Source organism: Burkholderia sp. AU38729 (assembly GCF_020419725.1).
In the GTDB taxonomy this organism is placed as follows: domain Bacteria; phylum Pseudomonadota; class Gammaproteobacteria; order Burkholderiales; family Burkholderiaceae; genus Burkholderia.
In genome coordinates, this window is the sequence record NZ_JAIZQO010000007.1 from 296275 (window position 1) to 313884 (window position 17610).

16 protein-coding genes are annotated in these 17610 nt (G+C 65.2%); 4 read left to right on the plus strand and 12 right to left on the minus strand.

Annotation, left to right across the window (positions count from 1 at the left end):
- Positions 1 to 16: 16 nt before the first annotated feature.
- A complete protein-coding gene (gene ftsH, locus LGM56_RS20360) occupies positions 17 to 1915 on the minus strand; it encodes an ATP-dependent zinc metalloprotease FtsH (protein WP_039347669.1) in 1899 nt (632 codons plus the stop codon).
- Positions 1916 to 2081: 166 nt separating this feature from the next.
- Entirely contained in the window at positions 2082 to 2744 is a 663-nt protein-coding gene (locus LGM56_RS20365; RefSeq protein ID WP_046545366.1) for an RlmE family RNA methyltransferase, read from the minus strand.
- Positions 2745 to 2936: 192 nt separating this feature from the next.
- Between LGM56_RS20365 and LGM56_RS20370 the strand changes: the two genes are divergently transcribed.
- On the plus strand, positions 2937 to 3464 hold the full coding sequence (locus tag LGM56_RS20370; protein ID WP_089439703.1) for a YhbY family RNA-binding protein: 528 nt from the start codon (positions 2937 to 2939) through the stop codon (positions 3462 to 3464).
- Positions 3465 to 3542: 78 nt separating this feature from the next.
- Here the strand turns inward: LGM56_RS20370 and LGM56_RS20375 are convergent, their stop codons facing one another.
- The 5 genes from LGM56_RS20375 to LGM56_RS20395 all read right to left on the minus strand — a co-directional run bounded on the left by LGM56_RS20375 (position 3543) and on the right by LGM56_RS20395 (position 9960).
- The gene (locus LGM56_RS20375; protein WP_021163361.1) at positions 3543 to 4001 is read right to left on the minus strand and encodes a DUF4149 domain-containing protein; all 459 of its coding nucleotides are present in this window, start codon (positions 3999 to 4001) and stop codon (positions 3543 to 3545) included.
- Positions 4002 to 4015: 14 nt separating this feature from the next.
- Complete coding sequence (gene greA, locus LGM56_RS20380) at positions 4016 to 4492, minus strand: transcription elongation factor GreA (RefSeq protein ID WP_057927897.1); 477 nt, start codon at positions 4490 to 4492, stop codon at positions 4016 to 4018.
- A 118-nt stretch (positions 4493 to 4610) separates the two neighbouring features.
- Positions 4611 to 7865: a carbamoyl-phosphate synthase large subunit gene (carB, locus tag LGM56_RS20385; RefSeq protein WP_089494575.1), complete on the minus strand. Its 3255-nt coding sequence runs from the start codon at positions 7863 to 7865 to the stop codon at positions 4611 to 4613.
- A gap of 65 nt (positions 7866 to 7930) precedes the next feature.
- Positions 7931 to 8992: a 5-bromo-4-chloroindolyl phosphate hydrolysis family protein gene (locus LGM56_RS20390; protein WP_226206617.1), complete on the minus strand. Its 1062-nt coding sequence runs from the start codon at positions 8990 to 8992 to the stop codon at positions 7931 to 7933.
- On the minus strand, positions 8992 to 9960 hold the full coding sequence (locus tag LGM56_RS20395) for a toxic anion resistance protein (RefSeq protein ID WP_319000774.1): 969 nt from the start codon (positions 9958 to 9960) through the stop codon (positions 8992 to 8994). The genes LGM56_RS20390 and LGM56_RS20395 overlap by 1 nt, the downstream gene beginning before the upstream one ends.
- Positions 9961 to 9976: 16 nt before the next feature.
- On the opposite strand from LGM56_RS20395, the gene LGM56_RS20400 reads away from it, so the two are divergent.
- Positions 9977 to 10195 carry a hypothetical protein gene (locus tag LGM56_RS20400; RefSeq protein ID WP_226206701.1) on the plus strand — a complete coding sequence of 73 codons (219 nt, stop codon included), beginning with the start codon at positions 9977 to 9979 and terminating at the stop codon, positions 10193 to 10195.
- Positions 10196 to 10200: 5 nt separating this feature from the next.
- Here LGM56_RS20400 and leuE read toward each other — a convergent pair whose 3' ends face one another.
- The 5 genes from leuE to gloB all read right to left on the minus strand — a co-directional run bounded on the left by leuE (position 10201) and on the right by gloB (position 16313).
- Positions 10201 to 10860 (minus strand): leucine efflux protein LeuE, encoded by a 660-nt coding sequence (gene leuE / locus LGM56_RS20405; RefSeq protein ID WP_089494572.1) that lies wholly within the window; start codon positions 10858 to 10860, stop codon positions 10201 to 10203.
- 37 nt (positions 10861 to 10897) lie between these two features.
- Entirely contained in the window at positions 10898 to 12043 is a 1146-nt protein-coding gene (carA, locus tag LGM56_RS20410; RefSeq protein WP_041492797.1) for a glutamine-hydrolyzing carbamoyl-phosphate synthase small subunit, read from the minus strand.
- A 365-nt stretch (positions 12044 to 12408) separates the two neighbouring features.
- On the minus strand, positions 12409 to 13626 hold the full coding sequence (locus tag LGM56_RS20415) for an MFS transporter (protein ID WP_089494571.1): 1218 nt from the start codon (positions 13624 to 13626) through the stop codon (positions 12409 to 12411).
- A 154-nt stretch (positions 13627 to 13780) separates the two neighbouring features.
- The gene (locus LGM56_RS20420) at positions 13781 to 15355 is read right to left on the minus strand and encodes a transglycosylase SLT domain-containing protein (protein ID WP_226206618.1); all 1575 of its coding nucleotides are present in this window, start codon (positions 15353 to 15355) and stop codon (positions 13781 to 13783) included.
- A gap of 151 nt (positions 15356 to 15506) precedes the next feature.
- A complete protein-coding gene (gene gloB / locus LGM56_RS20425) occupies positions 15507 to 16313 on the minus strand; it encodes a hydroxyacylglutathione hydrolase (protein ID WP_226206619.1) in 807 nt (268 codons plus the stop codon).
- Between the two features lie 18 nt (positions 16314 to 16331).
- Here gloB and LGM56_RS20430 point away from each other — a divergent pair, with 18 nt between their 5' ends.
- Positions 16332 to 17144 carry a class I SAM-dependent methyltransferase gene (locus tag LGM56_RS20430; protein WP_089430881.1) on the plus strand — a complete coding sequence of 271 codons (813 nt, stop codon included), beginning with the start codon at positions 16332 to 16334 and terminating at the stop codon, positions 17142 to 17144.
- Positions 17141 to 17584: a ribonuclease HI gene (gene rnhA / locus LGM56_RS20435; RefSeq protein ID WP_039347704.1), complete on the plus strand. Its 444-nt coding sequence runs from the start codon at positions 17141 to 17143 to the stop codon at positions 17582 to 17584. Before LGM56_RS20430 ends, rnhA begins: the two co-directional genes overlap by 4 nt.
- Positions 17585 to 17610: the final 26 nt, after the last annotated feature.

A 17610-nucleotide genomic window follows, 5' to 3' on the forward strand; every position in this document is an offset into this window, starting at 1 on the left:
GGCGCTAAAGCGGAGATTATGCCGCCGGCGAAGCAGGCGCCGGCGCGTTGGCGGGCTTCACCTCGGCGCTGCTGCCACCACCCGACGAATCGCCGCCGACAGCCGGCGAGCTCTTCGGGGAGCGCGGCGGACGGCCTTCCATGATGTCGTTGATCTGATCGGCATCGATCGTCTCCCACTCCATCAGCGCGGCGGTCATCGCTTCGACCTTGTCGCGGTTCTCTTCGAGCAGGCGGCGCGCAAGGCCGTACTGTTCGTCGAGCACACGGCGGATTTCCGAATCGACCTTCTGCTGCGTCGCTTCCGAGATCGTGCGCGTGAAGCCGCGGCCGAACGGCGATGCATCGTTCTCGTCGTCGACGTAGACCATCGGCCCGAGCGCGTCGGTCATGCCGAAACGGGCCACCATCGCACGCGCCGTCTGCGTTGCCTTGTTGAAGTCGTCCGATGCGCCGGTGCTGACCAGGTTCATGAACAGCTCTTCCGCCACCCGGCCACCGAACAGGATCGCAAGGCGGTCCATCAGGTAGTCCTTCGAGTACGTTTCGTTGTCATGCTCCGGCAACTGCCACGTGACACCCAGTGCGCGACCGCGCGGGATGATCGTGACCTTGTGCACGGGGTCCGCCTTCGGCAGCAGCTTCGCGATCACCGCGTGGCCCGACTCGTGATAAGCGGTCGCACGCTTCGCTTCTTCGCGGATCACGGCCGACTTGCGCTCCGGACCCATGAAGATCTTGTCCTTCGCGTCTTCGAAATCCTGCATCTCGACGATGCGCTTGCCGCGACGTGCGGCGAACAGCGCCGCCTCGTTCACGAGGTTCGCGAGATCCGCGCCCGAGAAGCCCGGCGTGCCGCGTGCGATGACTGCCGCATCGACGTCGTTCGCGATCGGTACCTTGCGCAGGTGCACGCGCATGATCTGTTCGCGGCCGCGGATGTCCGGCAGACCGACGTAGACCTGGCGGTCGAAGCGGCCCGGACGCAGCAGCGCCTTGTCGAGCACGTCGGAACGGTTGGTCGCGGCGATCACGATCACGCCCGAGTTCGCCTCGAAGCCGTCCATCTCGACGAGCATCTGGTTCAGCGTCTGTTCGCGTTCGTCGTTACCGCCGCCCATGCCGGCGCCGCGATGACGGCCGACCGCGTCGATTTCGTCGATGAACACGATACACGGTGCATGCTTCTTCGCCTGCTCGAACATGTCGCGCACACGCGCCGCGCCGACACCGACGAACATTTCGACGAAGTCCGAACCCGAGATGCTGAAGAACGGCACCTTCGCTTCACCCGCGATCGCGCGGGCCAGCAGCGTCTTGCCGGTACCCGGAGGGCCGACCAGCAGCACGCCGCGCGGAATGCGGCCGCCCAGCTTCTGGAATTTCTGCGGATCGCGCAGGAAGTCGACGAGCTCGGACACTTCTTCCTTCGCTTCGTCGCAGCCGGCGACGTCGGAGAAGTTCACCGCGTTGTTGTTCTCGTCGATCAGCCGCGCGCGCGATTTCCCGAACGAGAATGCACCGCCTTTGCCGCCCCCCTGCATCTGCCTCATCATGTAGAACCAGAACACGATGATCAGGATCGTCGGCCCGAGGTAGTACAGCGCGGACATCAGCGCGTTCGGCTCGTCGTCGGCCTTGCCGCTGACCTGCACGCCGTACTTCATCAGATCGCCAACCATCCAGATGTCGCCGGGCGACACGATCTGGTATTTCTGGCCATCAGCCGGAGTGACGGTGAGGTTGCGCCCCTGAACGATGACGTTCTTGACCTTGCCGTTCTTGGCGTCGTCCATGAACTGCGAATAGGACACGCCTTCCTGGACGCGGGGCTTGTCGAACTGCTTGAACACCGTAAACAGCACCAGTGCGATCACCAGCCACACCGCTGCCTTCGAAAACATATTGTTGTTCAAAGCACCACTCCTTCACTCGTAGACGAGCGCCTACATTTTCCTTGCGGCGCCCCTCGGTCATTCTAATCCAGTCCGACCACCCTCGCCATAAGCATTGACAACCGCCGCGATAGCGCTTCGCTTGTCTGGCAAGGGCCGGAGCCCGTTTGCGGCACCTCGCTGCGCGTCAGCGCGGACGTTTCAGATGCCGACCCAAAATGAACGTTTCGGACGATTTGTCGCGGGACGCCTTCGGCTTGCGCGGCGCGACGGTCTTAAACTGCTGTTTGAATTTCTCGACGATCTGGCTGTAGCCGCTGCCGTGAAAGCATTTCACGAGCAGCGCACCATCCGGCTTCAGATGATTCTGCGCAAATTCGAGCGCCAGATCGCACAGATGCTCGATGCGCGCCGCGTCTGCCGAGGCCACGCCAGAGAGGTTGGGGGCCATGTCGGAAATAACAAGGTCCACCGCGCGCCCTTCGAGCACTTCTTCGAGCTGATGAAGGACTTCGTCCTCGCGGAAGTCGCCCTGCAGGAAGTGGACGTCGGCGATCGGCTCCATCGGCAGGATGTCGAGCGCCACGATCGTGCCGTCGATGCCGCCTTCGCGCTCCGCGTCACGCTTCTTGCCCTGCGCGAGCTTGTTGCGGGCATACTGGCTCCAGCTGCCCGGCGTCGCGCCGAGGTCGACGATCACCTGGCCCGGCCGGATCAGCTTGTCCTGCTCGTCGATTTCCTTCAGCTTGTACGCGGCACGCGCGCGATAGCCCTCCCGCTGCGCCATTTTGACGTAGGGGTCGTTGATGTGGTCGTGCAGCCAGTGCTGGTTGAAGCGGTTTTTTGCCATTCGAGAGAGAGATTGCTGCTATTGCTTCGTGAAGCCGCGCTTTTAGCGGATAATACGCGTCTTCTTCGCGCGGCTGCGGCCCCTTTTCAGGCCCAAGCCGCGATTTTACGTGGTTTCGGCGCACGGCTGACGCGGTAACTTCCCGCGATCGCTATTCAGTCAGCGCGCCCTTATTTAGATTTCGACATTTCCATGCCCGCCCTTTCGCTTTCTCCCGCCGAGCGCTCCGCGCTGCGCTCCCAGGCCCATGCGCTCAAGCCCGTCGTGCTGATCGGGGCCGAAGGGCTCACCGACGCCGTGCTGAAGGAAATCAAGGTGCACCTCGACGCGCACCAGCTGATCAAGATCCGCGTGTTCGGCGACGAGCGCGACGAGCGCATCGCGATCTACGACGAGATCTGCGACCGCCTGAGCGCGGCGCCGATCCAGCACATCGGCAAGCTGCTGGTGATCTGGAAGCCCGAAGCCGCCGCAGCGGCTCCGGCTCGCGGCCGTCGTGCCGGCACCGTGCCCAGCGCGGCCGAAGCCGTCGACGACAAGAAAGGCCGTGCACCGCGCACCGTCAAGGTCGTCAAGGTATCGCCGAACGCGAGCCCCGTGCGTCGCCCGCGGCCGGTCAAGGTCACGGTGCGCGGCAACGAGCGCGTGACGGCAGGCGGTAACGTGAAGCGCGCCAAGAAGCGCCAGGCCAGCACGAAGCGTCCGTTCCAGGACAAGTAAGCATCGAGGCTGCACGGCTCGCCGTGCAGCCACCCTGCCCGCGGGCCCGGCCTCGGCCGGGCCTGCGCGGCATTCGCGTCAGGCGTCGCGCGCCGGCAGACGCCAGATCAGCATCAGCCCCAGCACGCTCTCGACGAGGTAGAACACGCTCGAGACGCCGTGCAGCATCCCGAAGCGGCTCGCATACGGCGAGTTCGCGATATCGGTGCCCGCGTCCATCGCGGCCACCCGCAGCGCATTCATGAACGGCTGCAGCGCGAAATACCCGACCAGCACGCACACGACCATCGCGGCGACGACCCAGCGCACGCGGCGATATTCGCTGCTGCCGCGCCGCACCTGCTGGTTCGACAACGCGAGCAGCAGCACGCCGCACACGACACCGAGGATCGCCTCGATACGGAACAGCTGGGCGGCGACCGAACCGGCCGTCATCCGCTCCAGCGTCTTGAACAGCACGGGCGCGACCGCATACCCGATTGTCAGCAGGCTGCCGACCCACACGGCCGACAGCAGACGGAACACGCGATGCGGCATCACGTCGCCCCGCTTCAGATGTAGCTGACCGAGATGATTTCGTACTCGCGCACGCCGCTCGGCGCCTGCACGGCCGCGACGTCGCCTTCGGACTTGCCGATCAGTGCGCGCGCGATCGGCGAGCTGACCGAGATCAGGCCGTGGTCGATATCGGCTTCGTCGTCACCGACGATCTGGTACTTGACGGTGTCGCCCGACTCGAGATCCTCGAGTTCGACGGTCGATGCGAAAACCACGCGGCCTTCGGCATCGAGCACGGTGGGATCGATGACTTGCGCGGCCGACAGCTTCGATTCGAGTTCCGCGATACGACCCTCGATGAAGCCCTGCTTTTCCTTCGCGGCATCGTATTCGGCGTTTTCGGACAGGTCGCCCTGTGCGCGGGCCTCCGCGATCGCGTTGATCACGGCCGGCCGCTCGACGGACTTGAGGCGCTGCAATTCATCGCGCAGGAGTTCCGCGCCACGCTTTGTCAACGGAATGGTGCTCATAAACGGCTCAATCGCTAAAAACGGCTTTAAAAAAAATCACCGCGATTAAGCGCGTTTCCGATGCACTGGAAACACCGCCTAATCGCGGCACGTGTTGCTTCGACAGGTAACTGACTGCTTAGTTTAGGCGAGCGTGAAGACCTTGTAAATCATAGACTTCCAGATCCTTCAGGTAGCGCAAGCCTTCAACCGCCGCGCGCGCGCCCGACATCGTCGTGTAGTACGTGACCTTGTGCGCCTGCGCGCTCATGCGGATCGAACGCGAATCGGCGATCGCCTGGCGCGTTTCGTCGACCGTCGTGAACACCAGTGCGATCTCGCCGTTCTTGATCATGTCGACGATGTGCGGACGGCCGTCCTTCACCTTGTTCACGACCTTCACCGGCACGCCGGCCGCTTCGATCGCGGCAGCCGTACCCTTGGTCGCGACGATCGGGTAGCCGAGGTCGTGCAGCATGCGCGCGACTTCGACCGCCTTCGGCTTGTCGGCGTCCATCACGGTCAGCAGCACCGTGCCCGATTCCGGCAGGCGCGAGCCGGCCGCGAGCTGCGACTTGAACAGCGCTTCACCGAACGTCTGGCCGACACCCATCACTTCGCCGGTCGAACGCATTTCAGGCCCGAGGACCGGATCGACGGTCGGGAACTTGACGAACGGGAACACCGCTTCCTTCACGCTGAAGTACGGCGGCTCGACTTCCTTCGTCACGCCCTGCTGCGCGAGCTTCTGGCCGACCATCGCACGCGCCGCGATCTTCGCGAGCGGCAGGCTGGTCGCCTTCGACACGTACGGCACCGTGCGCGATGCGCGCGGGTTCACTTCCAGCACGTAGATGATGTCCTGCTTCGAACCGTCCGCCTGCGGCACCTGCTGGATCGCGAACTGCACGTTCATCAGGCCGACCACGTTCAGCGCCTTCGCCATCGCGCCCGTCTGGCGCTTCAGCTCGGCCACGGTTTCCTTCGACAGCGAGTACGGCGGCAGCGAGCACGCCGAGTCGCCCGAGTGGACGCCCGCCTGCTCGATGTGCTCCATCACGCCGCCGATGAACACGGCTTCGCCGTCGCAGATGCAGTCGACGTCGCACTCGATCGCGTCGTTCAGGAAGCGGTCGAGCAGCACCGGCGAATCGTTCGACACCTTCACGGCCTCGCGCATGTAGCGCTCGAGGTCGCGCGGCTCGTGGACGATTTCCATCGCGCGGCCGCCCAGCACGTACGACGGGCGCACGACCAGCGGATAGCCGATCTCTTCCGCGAGCGCGAGCGCTTCGTCTTCGGCGCGCGCGGTGCGGTTCGGCGGCTGGCGCAGGCCGAGGTCCTGCAGCAGCTTCTGGAAGCGTTCGCGGTCTTCGGCTGCGTCGATCATGTCCGGCGACGTGCCGACGATCGGCACGCCGTGCGCCTCGAGGTCGAGCGCGAGCTTCAGCGGCGTCTGGCCACCGTACTGGACGATCACGCCGACCGGCTTTTCCTTGTCGACGATCTCGAGCACGTCTTCCAGCGTCAGCGGCTCGAAGTACAGGCGGTCGGACGTGTCATAGTCGGTCGATACCGTTTCCGGGTTGCAGTTGACCATGATCGTTTCGTAACCGTCCTCGCGCATCGCGAGGGCCGCGTGCACGCAGCAGTAGTCGAACTCGATGCCCTGGCCGATCCGGTTCGGGCCACCGCCCAGCACCATGATCTTCTTGTTGGTGGTCGGCTGCGCCTCGCACTCTTCCTCATAGGTCGAGTACATGTACGCGGTTTTCGTCGCGAACTCGGCCGCGCAGGTGTCGACGCGCTTGTAGACCGGGCGCACGTTGAGTTCGACGCGGCGCTTGCGGACGTCTTCCGGGCTCGCGCCAAGCAGCTTCGCGAGGCGGCGGTCGGAGAAGCCGCTCTGCTTCAGGTAGCGCAGTTCGTCGAACGACAGCGATGCCAGCGTGCGGCCGCCGAGCGCCTTTTCCTTCAGGATGATCTGCTCGATCTGCTCGAGGAACCACGGGTCGATCGCGGTTTCCGCGAAGATTTCCTGGGCCGTCATGCCGATCCGGAACGCATCGCCGACGTACCAGATGCGGTCCGGGCCCGGCTCGTGGATCTCGATCGCGATCTCGTCGCGGTTGGTCGACTTCTCGTCGAGACCGTCGACGCCCACTTCGAGACCGCGCAGCGCCTTCTGGAACGATTCCTGGAACGTACGGCCGATCGCCATCACTTCGCCGACCGACTTCATCTGCGTGGTCAGGCGCGAATCGGCTTCGCGGAATTTCTCGAACGCGAAGCGCGGGATCTTCGTGACGACGTAGTCGATCGTCGGCTCGAACGACGCCGGGGTCTGGCCGCCGGTGATTTCGTTCTTCAGCTCGTCGAGCGTGTAGCCGACCGCCAGCTTCGCCGCGACCTTCGCGATCGGGAAGCCCGTTGCCTTCGACGCGAGCGCCGACGAACGCGACACGCGCGGGTTCATCTCGATGACGACCATGCGGCCGTCCTTCGGGTTGATCGAGAACTGCACGTTCGAGCCGCCCGTGTCGACGCCGATCTCGCGCAGCACCGCGAGCGATGCGTTACGCAGGATCTGGTATTCCTTGTCGGTGAGCGTCTGCGCCGGCGCGACCGTGATCGAGTCGCCGGTGTGCACGCCCATCGGGTCGAGGTTCTCGATCGAGCAGACGATGATGCAGTTGTCGGCGCGGTCGCGCACGACTTCCATCTCGTATTCCTTCCAGCCGAGCAGCGATTCTTCGATCAGCAGCTCGCGCGTGGGCGAGAGGTCCAGGCCGCGCTTGCAGATCTCTTCGAACTCTTCGCGGTTGTAGGCAATGCCGCCGCCCGAGCCGCCGAGCGTGAACGACGGACGGATCACGACCGGGTAGCCGCTGCCGCCGGTGAGCGCCATGATCTCGGCGTGCACCTGGGTGGCTTCCTCCATCGAGTGCGCGATGCCCGACTTCGCGGAACCGAGACCGATCTTGGTCATCGCTTCCTTGAACTTCTGGCGGTCTTCGGCCTTGTCGATCGCTTCCGGCGACGCGCCGATCAGCTCGACGCCGAACTTCTCGAGCACGCCGTGGTGGTGCAGGTCGAGCGCGCAGTTCAGCGCGGTCTGGCCGCCCATCGTCGGCAGGATCGCGTCCGGGCGCTCCTTCTCGATGATGCGCGCGACGACTTCCCACGTGATCGGCTCGATGTAGGTCACGTCGGCCGTGTTCGGGTCGGTCATGATCGTCGCCGGGTTGCTGTTGACGAGAACGACCTTGTAGCCCTCCTCACGCAACGCCTTGCAAGCCTGCGCGCCCGAATAGTCGAACTCGCACGCCTGGCCGATGATGATCGGGCCGGCGCCGATGATGAGGATGCTCTTGATGTCTGTGCGTTTTGGCATGGCTCTGTCAATCAATAAATAAACGTTAATGCTGCATGTCGCGACCGGTTCGCCGGCCGCCGACTTCACAGGGGAGGCGCGCTGGCCTCCCGCTGCTCTGCCTGCTTCAAATCTTCATTCAGGACGCGAAGTAGCGCCTGGAGTCCCTCCAGATCACTCTCCGCCATCTGGTTCTGCACCTTCTCGAACTGCCCGAGCAGCCCCTTGAGACCCGCCTCGATTTCACGCATGTGTTCCGCTCGGGACGGGTTCGATTCCGTCAATCCGTCAGCCTTGATGAAAAACCAACCAAGCCTGATCGCGTTGGGCAATTGCGACGCGAGAAAGCGGTTCAACAGGCTGTACCGCTCGGCATCGGTGCCCACCATTCGATGGATACGCTGGCTGGTCCCGATCAGCGCGCTCCATTCGTCCTCGATCACACTGCCCTTCAGTTGCTCGTACATCCGGCTCATCTCGGCCATTTGTTCGTCGAGGAGGCTTGACGCCAGTCCGTGCCGGTTCGCCGCCGTACCAGCCACGGACGAAAGCTCGGCTTGCTGCAACGGCTGCGGCGCCGGTCGAGACGACGACATCCACGCGGTCAGGACGTATTCCCGAATCCAGTCCTGCAGTTCCGGGAACCCGCGGTAATACTTGTGCAACAACCACTCGATCCGCGCGGAGTCCGGGGTTTCCAGCGCGCGCAGCCCCCACCAGACGAGCAGCGCAGCCGGCAACACGATCCATCCTACGCTCAGCCAGACCGTCGGCAGAAAATAGGCAAAAGCGGTCAGAAGCCCGATGCCAAGATGGATGCGCGGCACCAGGTACAGGTGGCGAAACGCCAACCCCATCACCGCTCCCATCAGGAAGAGCGACATGCCTGCACCCGCAATCATCACCGCGATCACCCACGGCCCAAAATCCACGAAGCGGGCGTGCTTGTCGAATTCCTGCAACTTGTCCACCAGACCGACTGCGGCGACCAGCGACGCCGCGCCGACCCCGACCGCCGTTCCCGCGAACGCGGAACCGTAAGCCACGAATCCGTGCCACAAGCTCATCCACAGCGCACGGACAAAAAGCCGGGTGCCGCCTTTCGGCCGCACCTTGGGCAATTGAAGACGTCCGCCCCAGCGCAGCATTACGCCCCCGCCGCCTGACGCGCCAACGACGTCCGCAGATCCGATTCGAGCTTCTTCAATTCGACCTCGACCGCTGCGCGGTTCTTCCGGCCTTCCGCCTGGATTTCCATCACGTCACCGACCGTGCGCAGCAGCAATTCATTCGCATGACGCACCGATTCGATATCGATGACGCTACGCTGGCTTGCCTGCTCGATCGACGTAGCGCTGCGGTGCAGTTGCTCGGCATTCTTGCGCAGCAATTCATTGGTCATGTCGACCACGGCCTGTTGCGTCTCGTACGCCTGCTTCTGCCGCTCAAGCGCAAGCGCGGTGATGAACTGCGCCTTCCATGCGGGAATCGCGGTATGAATCGCCGTATGGATCTTGTCCACCAGCAGGGCATCGCCGTTCTGCACGATGCGGATCTGCGGCAGGCGCTGCAACCCGACCATTCGCGCGAGCTTCAGGTCATGCACCTTGCGCTCGAGCCGATCGATGTTGCGTGCGAGATCCTGCACCTTCTCCTGCTGGAGCGCGCGCTCATCGTCCGACAAGCCGCTCATCGCGGCCTGCAGTTCCGGCATACGGCTTTGCCGGAATTCGGCGACGTACTGCTCGCCCGCCGTGATGTAGGTGTCCAGGTTCTTCACATACTGGACGCCGTTCGCGTGCAGGTCGTCCAGCATCGCGATGTCGCGACGCATCGCCTCGCGCCATATCTCGAGCCGCAGCGCCACCTCGTTGATCTGGGCCGACACATCCTCGTAGCGGCGCACGAAACGCTCGACTGCCCGCTGCGCGGTGCCGAGCATACGCGAAACGAAACCCTGCTTCTGCAACGACTCCGGATCCAGTGAACGGATCTGGTCCTGCAGATTCGACAGGAGCGCCCCCGCTTCGCCTATATCCTTGCCTTTCACGTCTGCCAGGATGCGATCCGAATACGCGCTGAGCTCGCGCATCGCGTCGTCGCCGAAGGACAGCACGGCTGTGGACGACTCGATGTCGATCGACGTCCGAATGCGCGCGACCGCCCCGTCCGCCTCGTTCCGCGGTGCGGCAGCCGCGGATGCGGCCGTCAAATCGATCGATGCAGTGCTCTCGCTCAATGAATTGCTTCCTGGCGTGTCAGTCAAAATGGTTTCCCCGGATGATTGGTCGATTCTTTTTATTGGTCCGACACCCAACCTGCAAACGCGCAGGCGTTCGCTCGTCGGGTGACTCGCTCAGCTCATCGTGGCGAGCGCGAGCTTCACCGAAAATCCGATGAACAGGCCGCCCACGCTGCTCGCCGCGCCTGCTGCAAGCTTGCGGCGGCGGCGGAAGTGCTCGGCAAGCCGCGCACCCGCGAAGATCAGCGTGCTCAGGTACAGGAAGCTCGCGCATTGCGCGATCGCCCCGAGCACGACGAACGACAGCGCGGGATGCGGGAATGCCGGGTCGACGAACTGGATGAAGAACGAGATGAAGAACAGGATCGCCTTCGGATTCAGCAGGCTCACGATCAGCGCCTTGCGGAACGGCCGCTCGCCATCGACCGCGGGCGCCGCCGCGACCGGCGCATTCGCCGGCGCGCGCAGCTTCTGCCACGCGCTGCGCAGCATGCCGGTGCCGATGTAGAGCAGATACGCGGCGCCGCCGTACTTGACGACGGAGAACAGCAGCGGGTTCGCCTTCAGCAGCGACGCGACGCCGGCGGCGGACAACACCATCAGCACCGTGTCGCCGACGAACACCCCGCACGCCGCGCGATAGCCGGCCTTCACGCCGCGCTGCGCCGCGAGCGACAGCACGTACATCGAGTTCGGCCCCGGCAGCAGGATGATGAAGATCACGCCGAACACGTAGGTCCAGATATCCGTGATGCCGAGTGCGTGGCCGAACATGATGCGAATCTCCCGTTCTTCGGTTGCGTCGTTGACGTCAGGCGTTGCGCTGCTTCGCCGCGTCCATCAGCGCGGTGAAACGGTCGAACAGATAGCCGATGTCGTGCGGGCCGGGCGACGCTTCCGGGTGGCCCTGGAAGCAGAAGGCCGGCTTGTCGGTCAGCTCGAAGCCCTGCAGCGTGCCGTCGAACAGCGACACGTGCGTCACGCGCGCGTTGGCCGGCAGCGAATCCGCATCGACCGCGAAGCCGTGGTTCTGCGACGTGATCACCACGCGACCGTCGCCGAGATCCTTCACCGGGTGGTTCGCGCCGTGGTGGCCCGTCTTCATCTTCAGCGTCTTCGCGCCGACCGCGAGGCCCATGATCTGGTGACCCAGGCAGATGCCGAAGGTCGGCACGCCGCGCTCGATGAACTGCTTCGTGGCCGCGATCGCGTAGTCGCACGGTTCCGGATCGCCGGGGCCGTTCGACAGGAACACGCCGTCCGGATTCAGCGCGAGCGCATCTTCCGCGCTCGCCTGTGCCGGCAGCACCGTCACGTGGCAGCCGCGCTCCGCGAGCATGCGCAGGATGTTGTACTTGACGCCGAAATCGTACGCGACGACGCGGTACTTCGGCGCCTCCTGCATGCCGTAGCCGCCTTCGAGGCGCCATTCGGTCTGCTTCCACTCGAACGGCTTCGTGGTCGACACGACCTTCGCGAGATCCATGCCCGCGAGACCCGGGAACGAGCGCGCGAGCTCGATCGCCTTCGCTTCGTCGTCCGAGCCCGTCAGGATGCAGCCGTTCTGCGCGCCCTTGTCGCGCAGGATACGGGTCAGCTTGCGGGTGTCGATGCCGGCGATCGCGACGACGCCTTCGTCGCGCAGGTAATCACCGAGCGTGCGGTCCATGCGGAAGTTGGAGGCGAGCGACGGCAGATCACGGATGATCAGGCCGGCGGCATGGACTTTCGTGGCTTCGACGTCTTCGGCGTTGACGCCGACGTTGCCGATATGCGGATAGGTGAGCGTGACGATCTGGCGCGAGTAGCTCGGGTCAGTCAGGATTTCCTGATAGCCGGTGATCGCGGTATTGAACACGACTTCGCCGATCGTGTGGCCTTCGGCCCCGATCGAATAACCACGAAAGACCGTGCCGTCGGCGAGTGCAAGCAAGGCGGGAGTAAAAGACGGCAACACGGGAGGCTCCTTGGGGAACACCCTGCTGCCGACCTGTTTACCCTGCCGCGCGAGCGCCGCGCTGCGTGGGCGCGCGTGGTCGCTTGCTGGACGCGACCTGCGTTGTCGAGACGCGAACCCGGCGCGTGGCGCACGAGGCTTCGCGGCATCGCCCGGCAGGCGGCGTGCGGCGGATGAACGGGATGAATGAGGTAGGCGCTAGGGTGCGAGGTTGATCAGCACAAACTTTCAAATTATAGCCTGAAAATAGCCCTATCTTCAATTGATATGGCCGTCCGATCGTGCGTGCGCCGCGTCCGGCGACGCGGCGCAACGCGCTGCGGCCCCGTTTACGCGGCCGCCCTACCCGCCAGCGTACCGCCGGATCAGTGCGCTTGACCAGCGCCGCGCGCGGGCCAGACGTACCAGACCGCGCTCGCGAGCTGCAGCGCGAGCAACACGCCCCATGCGGTGAAATGCGCGGCGGCCGGGTAGCGGCCGTCGACCGCCGGCCAGTGCGACAGCACCGCGCCGACCCCGATCTGGAACGCAAAGATCAGCAGGAAAATCACGAGCGTGAGCGTCGTGTTCGCGCGGCCGATCAGGTGAGCGGGAAAATGCCCGGCCATCACCGCGTAGGTCAGGATGCCGACGCCGCCGAACATTCCGTATGCAGCCCACAGCACGGCCGGCGGCAACGACACGCGCGCGACGATCGCGGCCTGCGTCGCGACGAACAGCGCCATGCCGACGCCGCAGAATGCGTACACGGACACGCCGCGCCGCTCGAGCACCCGCGCCGCGGCGCCGAAGCCGACGCAGCCGGCCATCATCGCGAAGCCGAGCACCGACACGAGGCGCGCGGCATGCGCTGCATCGAACCCCGCGACGTCGCGCAGGTACGGCCCGACCCACAGCGACTGCATCGCGTAGAACACGCCCTGCGTGACGACGGAGAACGACGAGATCTTCCAGAACGCGCGGCTGCTCAGGATATGCCACGTGCCCTTGAACTGGCTGACGATCCCGCCCTGGTGGCGCACCTGCTGTGCTTCCGGTGCGCCCAGCCCGATCGACGCCGCGACGATCACCGTCAGTACCGCGAGGCCGAAACAGATCGCGCGCCAGCTCGTCCAGCCGAGCAGCCAGGTCAGCGGCGAGCCGACCATCACGCCGCCAAGGCCGCCCACGGCCATCACGAGGCCGTTGACGAGCGGCAGCCGGCCGACCGGGAAATGCTGCGCGAGCGCCTTGAACGCCGCGCCGAGACACACCGAGACGCCAACGCCGATCAGCAGCCGGCCGACCATCATCGTGCCGAGACCGTGCGCGGCGCCGAACACGGCCGCGCCGGCGGCCGCGAACAGCAGCATGCCGGCCGTCACGCGGCGCGGGCCGAAGTGGTCGAGCATCACGCCCGCCGGGATCTGCGCGCCCGCGAAGCCGAGGAAATAGAGACTGGTGAGCAGGCCGAGATCGGCGGCCGACAACCCGAGCTCGTGCGTGACGAACGGCGCGAAGCCGAGATTGACACCGCGAAACACGTACGACACGAAATACCCGACCGAAAACAGCGCGAGCACCCTCAGCTGCACCGACGACATCTCTTCCCCTTGTTATATGAAGACCTTCGAAGCAGCGCCCCCGCGCCGCGCACAAACAAAAACGCCGTCACCTCGGTGACGGCGTTTCTTGCATTTCGTCCGATGATACCGCAACCGCGCGAACCGGGCCGGCCGCACGATGCGCGCGACTGCGTTACTTCTTCTTGCCCTTGTGCGCGGCGGCCTTGGCCGGTGCCGCTTTCGCGGGGGCCGCCTTCGCCGATTTGGCCGCCGGCTTCGCCGCGCCGCGCTTCGCGCCGTGCGACTTGCCGCCCACCGCCAGGCTCGCGCGCTCGATGTGCGCCCCGCCGGCCGACGTCGCGATCCGCTCCGGGCCGGGTTCCGCCGGCACCGAACGGCCGACCGGCACGTGCAGCACGAGCGCCTGGCCCGGCATCGCGAGATCGCGGTGCGTACGGTTCCACGCCTTGAGCTGGCCGACCGACACGCCGTAGCGGCCGGCGAGCGCCGCCATCGACTGCTTGCGGCGCACGCGGATCAGCATCTTGCGCGTGTCGGGTACGTCGGGTTCCATCGCGAGCGCGCCGTTTTCGGCGACGTCGGCGCTGATGTCCTCGTCGTCGTCATCGCCGCGCGGCACGACGATCGTCGAGCCCGGCTTCAGGCGCATGCCGGCCGGAATCTTGTTGATCGACATCAGCGTATCGGCGTCCACGCCGATCTTCTCGGCGATCGCGGCCGGCCGTGCCCGCTCGCTGACCGTATAGGTGGTCCACGACGACAGCTGGCCGTTGTACGCCTTCAGGTTCTTCTCGAATGCCGACGCGTTGTCGAACGGCAGCAGGATCTGCGGCTCGGTCGCGCCGAGGATCACCGGCTTCGAGAACGACGGGTTCAGCGAGCGGAATTCGTCGAGCGACAGGTTCGCGAGCTTCGCGGCCACCGCCACGTCGATGTCGCGCGACGTCGTGACCGTCACGAAATACGGGTGGTTCGGGATGTCCGGCAGCGCAAGGCCGTACTGCTGCGGGTTCGCGATGATGTTCTTCACCGCCTGCAGCTTCGGCACGTAGTTGCGCGTCTCGTTCGGCATCCGCAGGCTCAGGTAGTCGGTCGGCAGGCCGGCCGCCTGGTTGCGGGCGATCGCGCGCTGCACGTTACCCTCGCCCCAGTTGTACGCGGCCAGCGCGAGATACCAGTCGCCGAACATGTCATGCAGGCGCGACAGGTAGTCGAGCGCGGCGCTGGTCGACGCGAGCACGTCGCGGCGCTCGTCCTGCCACATGTTGCGCTTCAGGTTGTACGTGCGGCCCGTGCCGGGCATGAACTGCCACATGCCGGCCGCCTTCGCGACCGACAGCGCCTGCGGGTTGTACGCGGACTCGATGAACGGCAGCAGCGCGAGCTCGGTCGGCATGTGGCGTGCCTCGAGTTCCTCGACGATGTGGTACAGGTACTTCTGCGAACGCTCGGTCATGCGTTGCACGTAGTCCGGGCGCTGCGTGTACCACGTGGTCTGCATGTCGACGAGGTCGGTCTGCAGGTCGGGCATCTGGAAACCGCGGCGGATGCGACCCCAGAGATCGGAGTCCGCACTGGTCAGATCGCCGACGGATTGCTTGTCGACGTCGACAGTTTCTTTGGCGGTGGCGGATTTACGGAGGTAGGTGGACGTCGCCTGCGAATCGGCGGCGTTGTTGGCGACAGGGGCCTGGCTCGCACAAGCGGCGAGCAGCAGAACCACCATCGCACTCAATATAAGTCGCATGAAAATCTCTGCTTCCGACGGCTGGAAATTGCAGGCGATACTACGGAAGTGCGTGCTTCACGTCAATAAAAACACCGAAAACTCAGCGAAATCCTACATTTGGAGCAATTTTTACAGACACCGCTTGAGCTTTGGATTCCTCCGGAAATCATCATCGGAACCGGTTTTTCCACTCGCGCATCAGCGTGAACGCCGTCAGACGATCCGGCACCGTTTCATGCAGTTCCGCTTCGAGCGTCGCGCGGATCGCCTCGCTGTCCGCCCGCATGAACGGGTTAACGGCACGCTCATGCGCGATCGTAGTGGGCAGCGTCGGCACGCCGCGCGCGCGCAGCGCCTGCGCGTCGTCGCGCCATGTGGCGAGCGCCGCATTGGCGGGTTCGCACGCGAGCGCGAAGCGGATGTTGGACAGCGTGTATTCGTGTGCGCAATGCACGTGGGTGTCGCCCGGCAACGCCGCGAGCGCGTCGAGCGACGCGAGCATCTGCGCGGGCGTACCCTCGAACAGGCGCCCGCAACCGCACGAGAACAGCGTGTCGCCGCAGAACACGTGCGGCGCCGCGTTGCGCTGCCCGGCCGCCTGGAAATAGGCGATGTGGCCGCGCGTATGGCCGGGCACGTCGAGCACGTCGAACGTGGCGGCCGGCGCGTCGAGCGTCACGCGCGCGCCGCCCGAAAGCGGCCGCGTGACCACCCCGATCGCCTCGGCCGCGGGGCCGTAAACGACGAGCGGAACATCGTCCGGTTGGCTATCGCGCAGGGCCGCGACACCGCCGACGTGGTCGGCGTGGTGGTGCGTGAGTAAAATAGCGGTCAACCGCCAGCCTCGTTCGGCTAGAACCCGGCGCACCGGCGCGGCTTCACCCGGATCGACGGCGATCGCATCGCGGCCGTCCGAGACGAGCCAGATATAGTTGTCATCGAATGCCGGAACCGGCACGTATTCCAGCTCGTTCATGGGCGCGCAATCATCGTTATGTCTGACCGTCAAATTATAGACTGGCCCGCCTGGACCGACTCACCGCCCGGCCGCTACGTGCTGGGCTGGGAGCAGGCGCAGCTCGACCGGATCGTGTCCGACGTCTTCGGGTTCCACGCGCTGCAGCTCGGCCTGCCGCAGCTCGACGCGCTGCGCGAGAACCGCATGCCGTATCGCGGCCTCGTGCTCGATCCGGCGAGCGGCGCGAGCGCGCCGTACCAGTATCCGTGGGCGCGCGAAGCGCATGCGCCCGAGCACGCGCCCGACGGCCGCAGCACGACGTGGTGCGACCTGCTCGACCTGCCGTTCGAGTCGCAGAGCGTCGACCTGATCGTGATGCCGCACACGCTCGAATTCACGTCCGATCCGCACCGGCTGCTGCGCGAGGCCGAGCGCGTGCTGATGCCGGAAGGCCAGCTCGTGATCACCGGCTTCAATTCGCTCAGCCTGTGGGGCATGCGGCAATCGTTCGGGCGCATGGCGAACCGCCCGTTCGTGCCGGCCACGCGCGACCAGATCGCGTTCATCCGGCTCAAGGACTGGATCAAGCTGCTCGGCTTCGACCTCGAACGCGGCCGCTTCGGCTGCTACCGGCCGCCGCTCGTCACCGACAAGTGGCTGGCCCGCTACGGCTTCATGGAGGCCGCCGGCGACCGCTGGTGGCCGATCTTCGGCGCCGTCTACATGGTGACGGCCGTCAAGCGCGTGCGCGGCATGCGCCTCGTCGGCCAGATCCGGATGAAGAAGCCCGTGCTCGCACCGGGCCTGACGCCGGCGGCCTCCCCGACCACCCATCAAGAACATTCATGACTACCGATACCATCGACATCTATACCGACGGCGCCTGCAAGGGCAACCCTGGCCCCGGCGGCTGGGGCGCACTGATGCGCTACGGCGACAAGGAGAAGGAGCTGTTCGGCGGCGAGCCCAACACGACCAACAACCGCATGGAGCTGATGGGCGTGATCGCCGCGCTCGAAGCGCTGAAGCGGCCGTGCCAGGTGATCGTGCACACCGACTCGCAATACGTGCAGAAAGGCATCAGCGAGTGGATCCACGGCTGGAAGAAGAAAGGCTGGGTCACCGCTGCGAAGACGCCCGTGAAGAACGCCGACCTGTGGAAGCGGCTCGACGCGCTCGTCGCACAGCACGAGGTCGAGTGGCGCTGGGTCAAGGGCCACGCGGGTCATCCCGAAAACGAGCGCGCGGACGCACTCGCGAATCGCGGCGTCGAATCGCTCACGGCCTGAACACGGGCCGCTCCCCTGTTTCCTAC

Bases quoted from the DNA above. Each gene is read 5' to 3' on its own strand.
- rnhA (WP_039347704.1), top strand. From the start codon at position 17,141: ATGACTACCGATACCATCGACATCTATACCGACGGCGCCTGCAAGGGC.
- LGM56_RS20390 (WP_226206617.1), bottom strand. From the start codon at position 8,992: ATGCTGCGCTGGGGCGGACGTCTTCAATTGCCCAAGGTGCGGCCGAAA.
- carB (WP_089494575.1), bottom strand. From the start codon at position 7,865: ATGCCAAAACGCACAGACATCAAGAGCATCCTCATCATCGGCGCCGGC.
- LGM56_RS20375 (WP_021163361.1), bottom strand. From the start codon at position 4,001: ATGCCGCATCGCGTGTTCCGTCTGCTGTCGGCCGTGTGGGTCGGCAGC.
- LGM56_RS20420 (WP_226206618.1), bottom strand. From the start codon at position 15,355: ATGCGACTTATATTGAGTGCGATGGTGGTTCTGCTGCTCGCCGCTTGT.
- LGM56_RS20365 (WP_046545366.1), bottom strand. From the start codon at position 2,744: ATGGCAAAAAACCGCTTCAACCAGCACTGGCTGCACGACCACATCAAC.
- LGM56_RS20370 (WP_089439703.1), top strand. From the start codon at position 2,937: ATGCCCGCCCTTTCGCTTTCTCCCGCCGAGCGCTCCGCGCTGCGCTCC.
- LGM56_RS20415 (WP_089494571.1), bottom strand. From the start codon at position 13,626: ATGTCGTCGGTGCAGCTGAGGGTGCTCGCGCTGTTTTCGGTCGGGTAT.
- gloB (WP_226206619.1), bottom strand. From the start codon at position 16,313: ATGAACGAGCTGGAATACGTGCCGGTTCCGGCATTCGATGACAACTAT.
- LGM56_RS20400 (WP_226206701.1), top strand. From the start codon at position 9,977: ATGTCGATCGACGTCCGAATGCGCGCGACCGCCCCGTCCGCCTCGTTC.
- LGM56_RS20430 (WP_089430881.1), top strand. From the start codon at position 16,332: ATGTCTGACCGTCAAATTATAGACTGGCCCGCCTGGACCGACTCACCG.
- greA (WP_057927897.1), bottom strand. From the start codon at position 4,492: ATGAGCACCATTCCGTTGACAAAGCGTGGCGCGGAACTCCTGCGCGAT.
- leuE (WP_089494572.1), bottom strand. From the start codon at position 10,860: ATGTTCGGCCACGCACTCGGCATCACGGATATCTGGACCTACGTGTTC.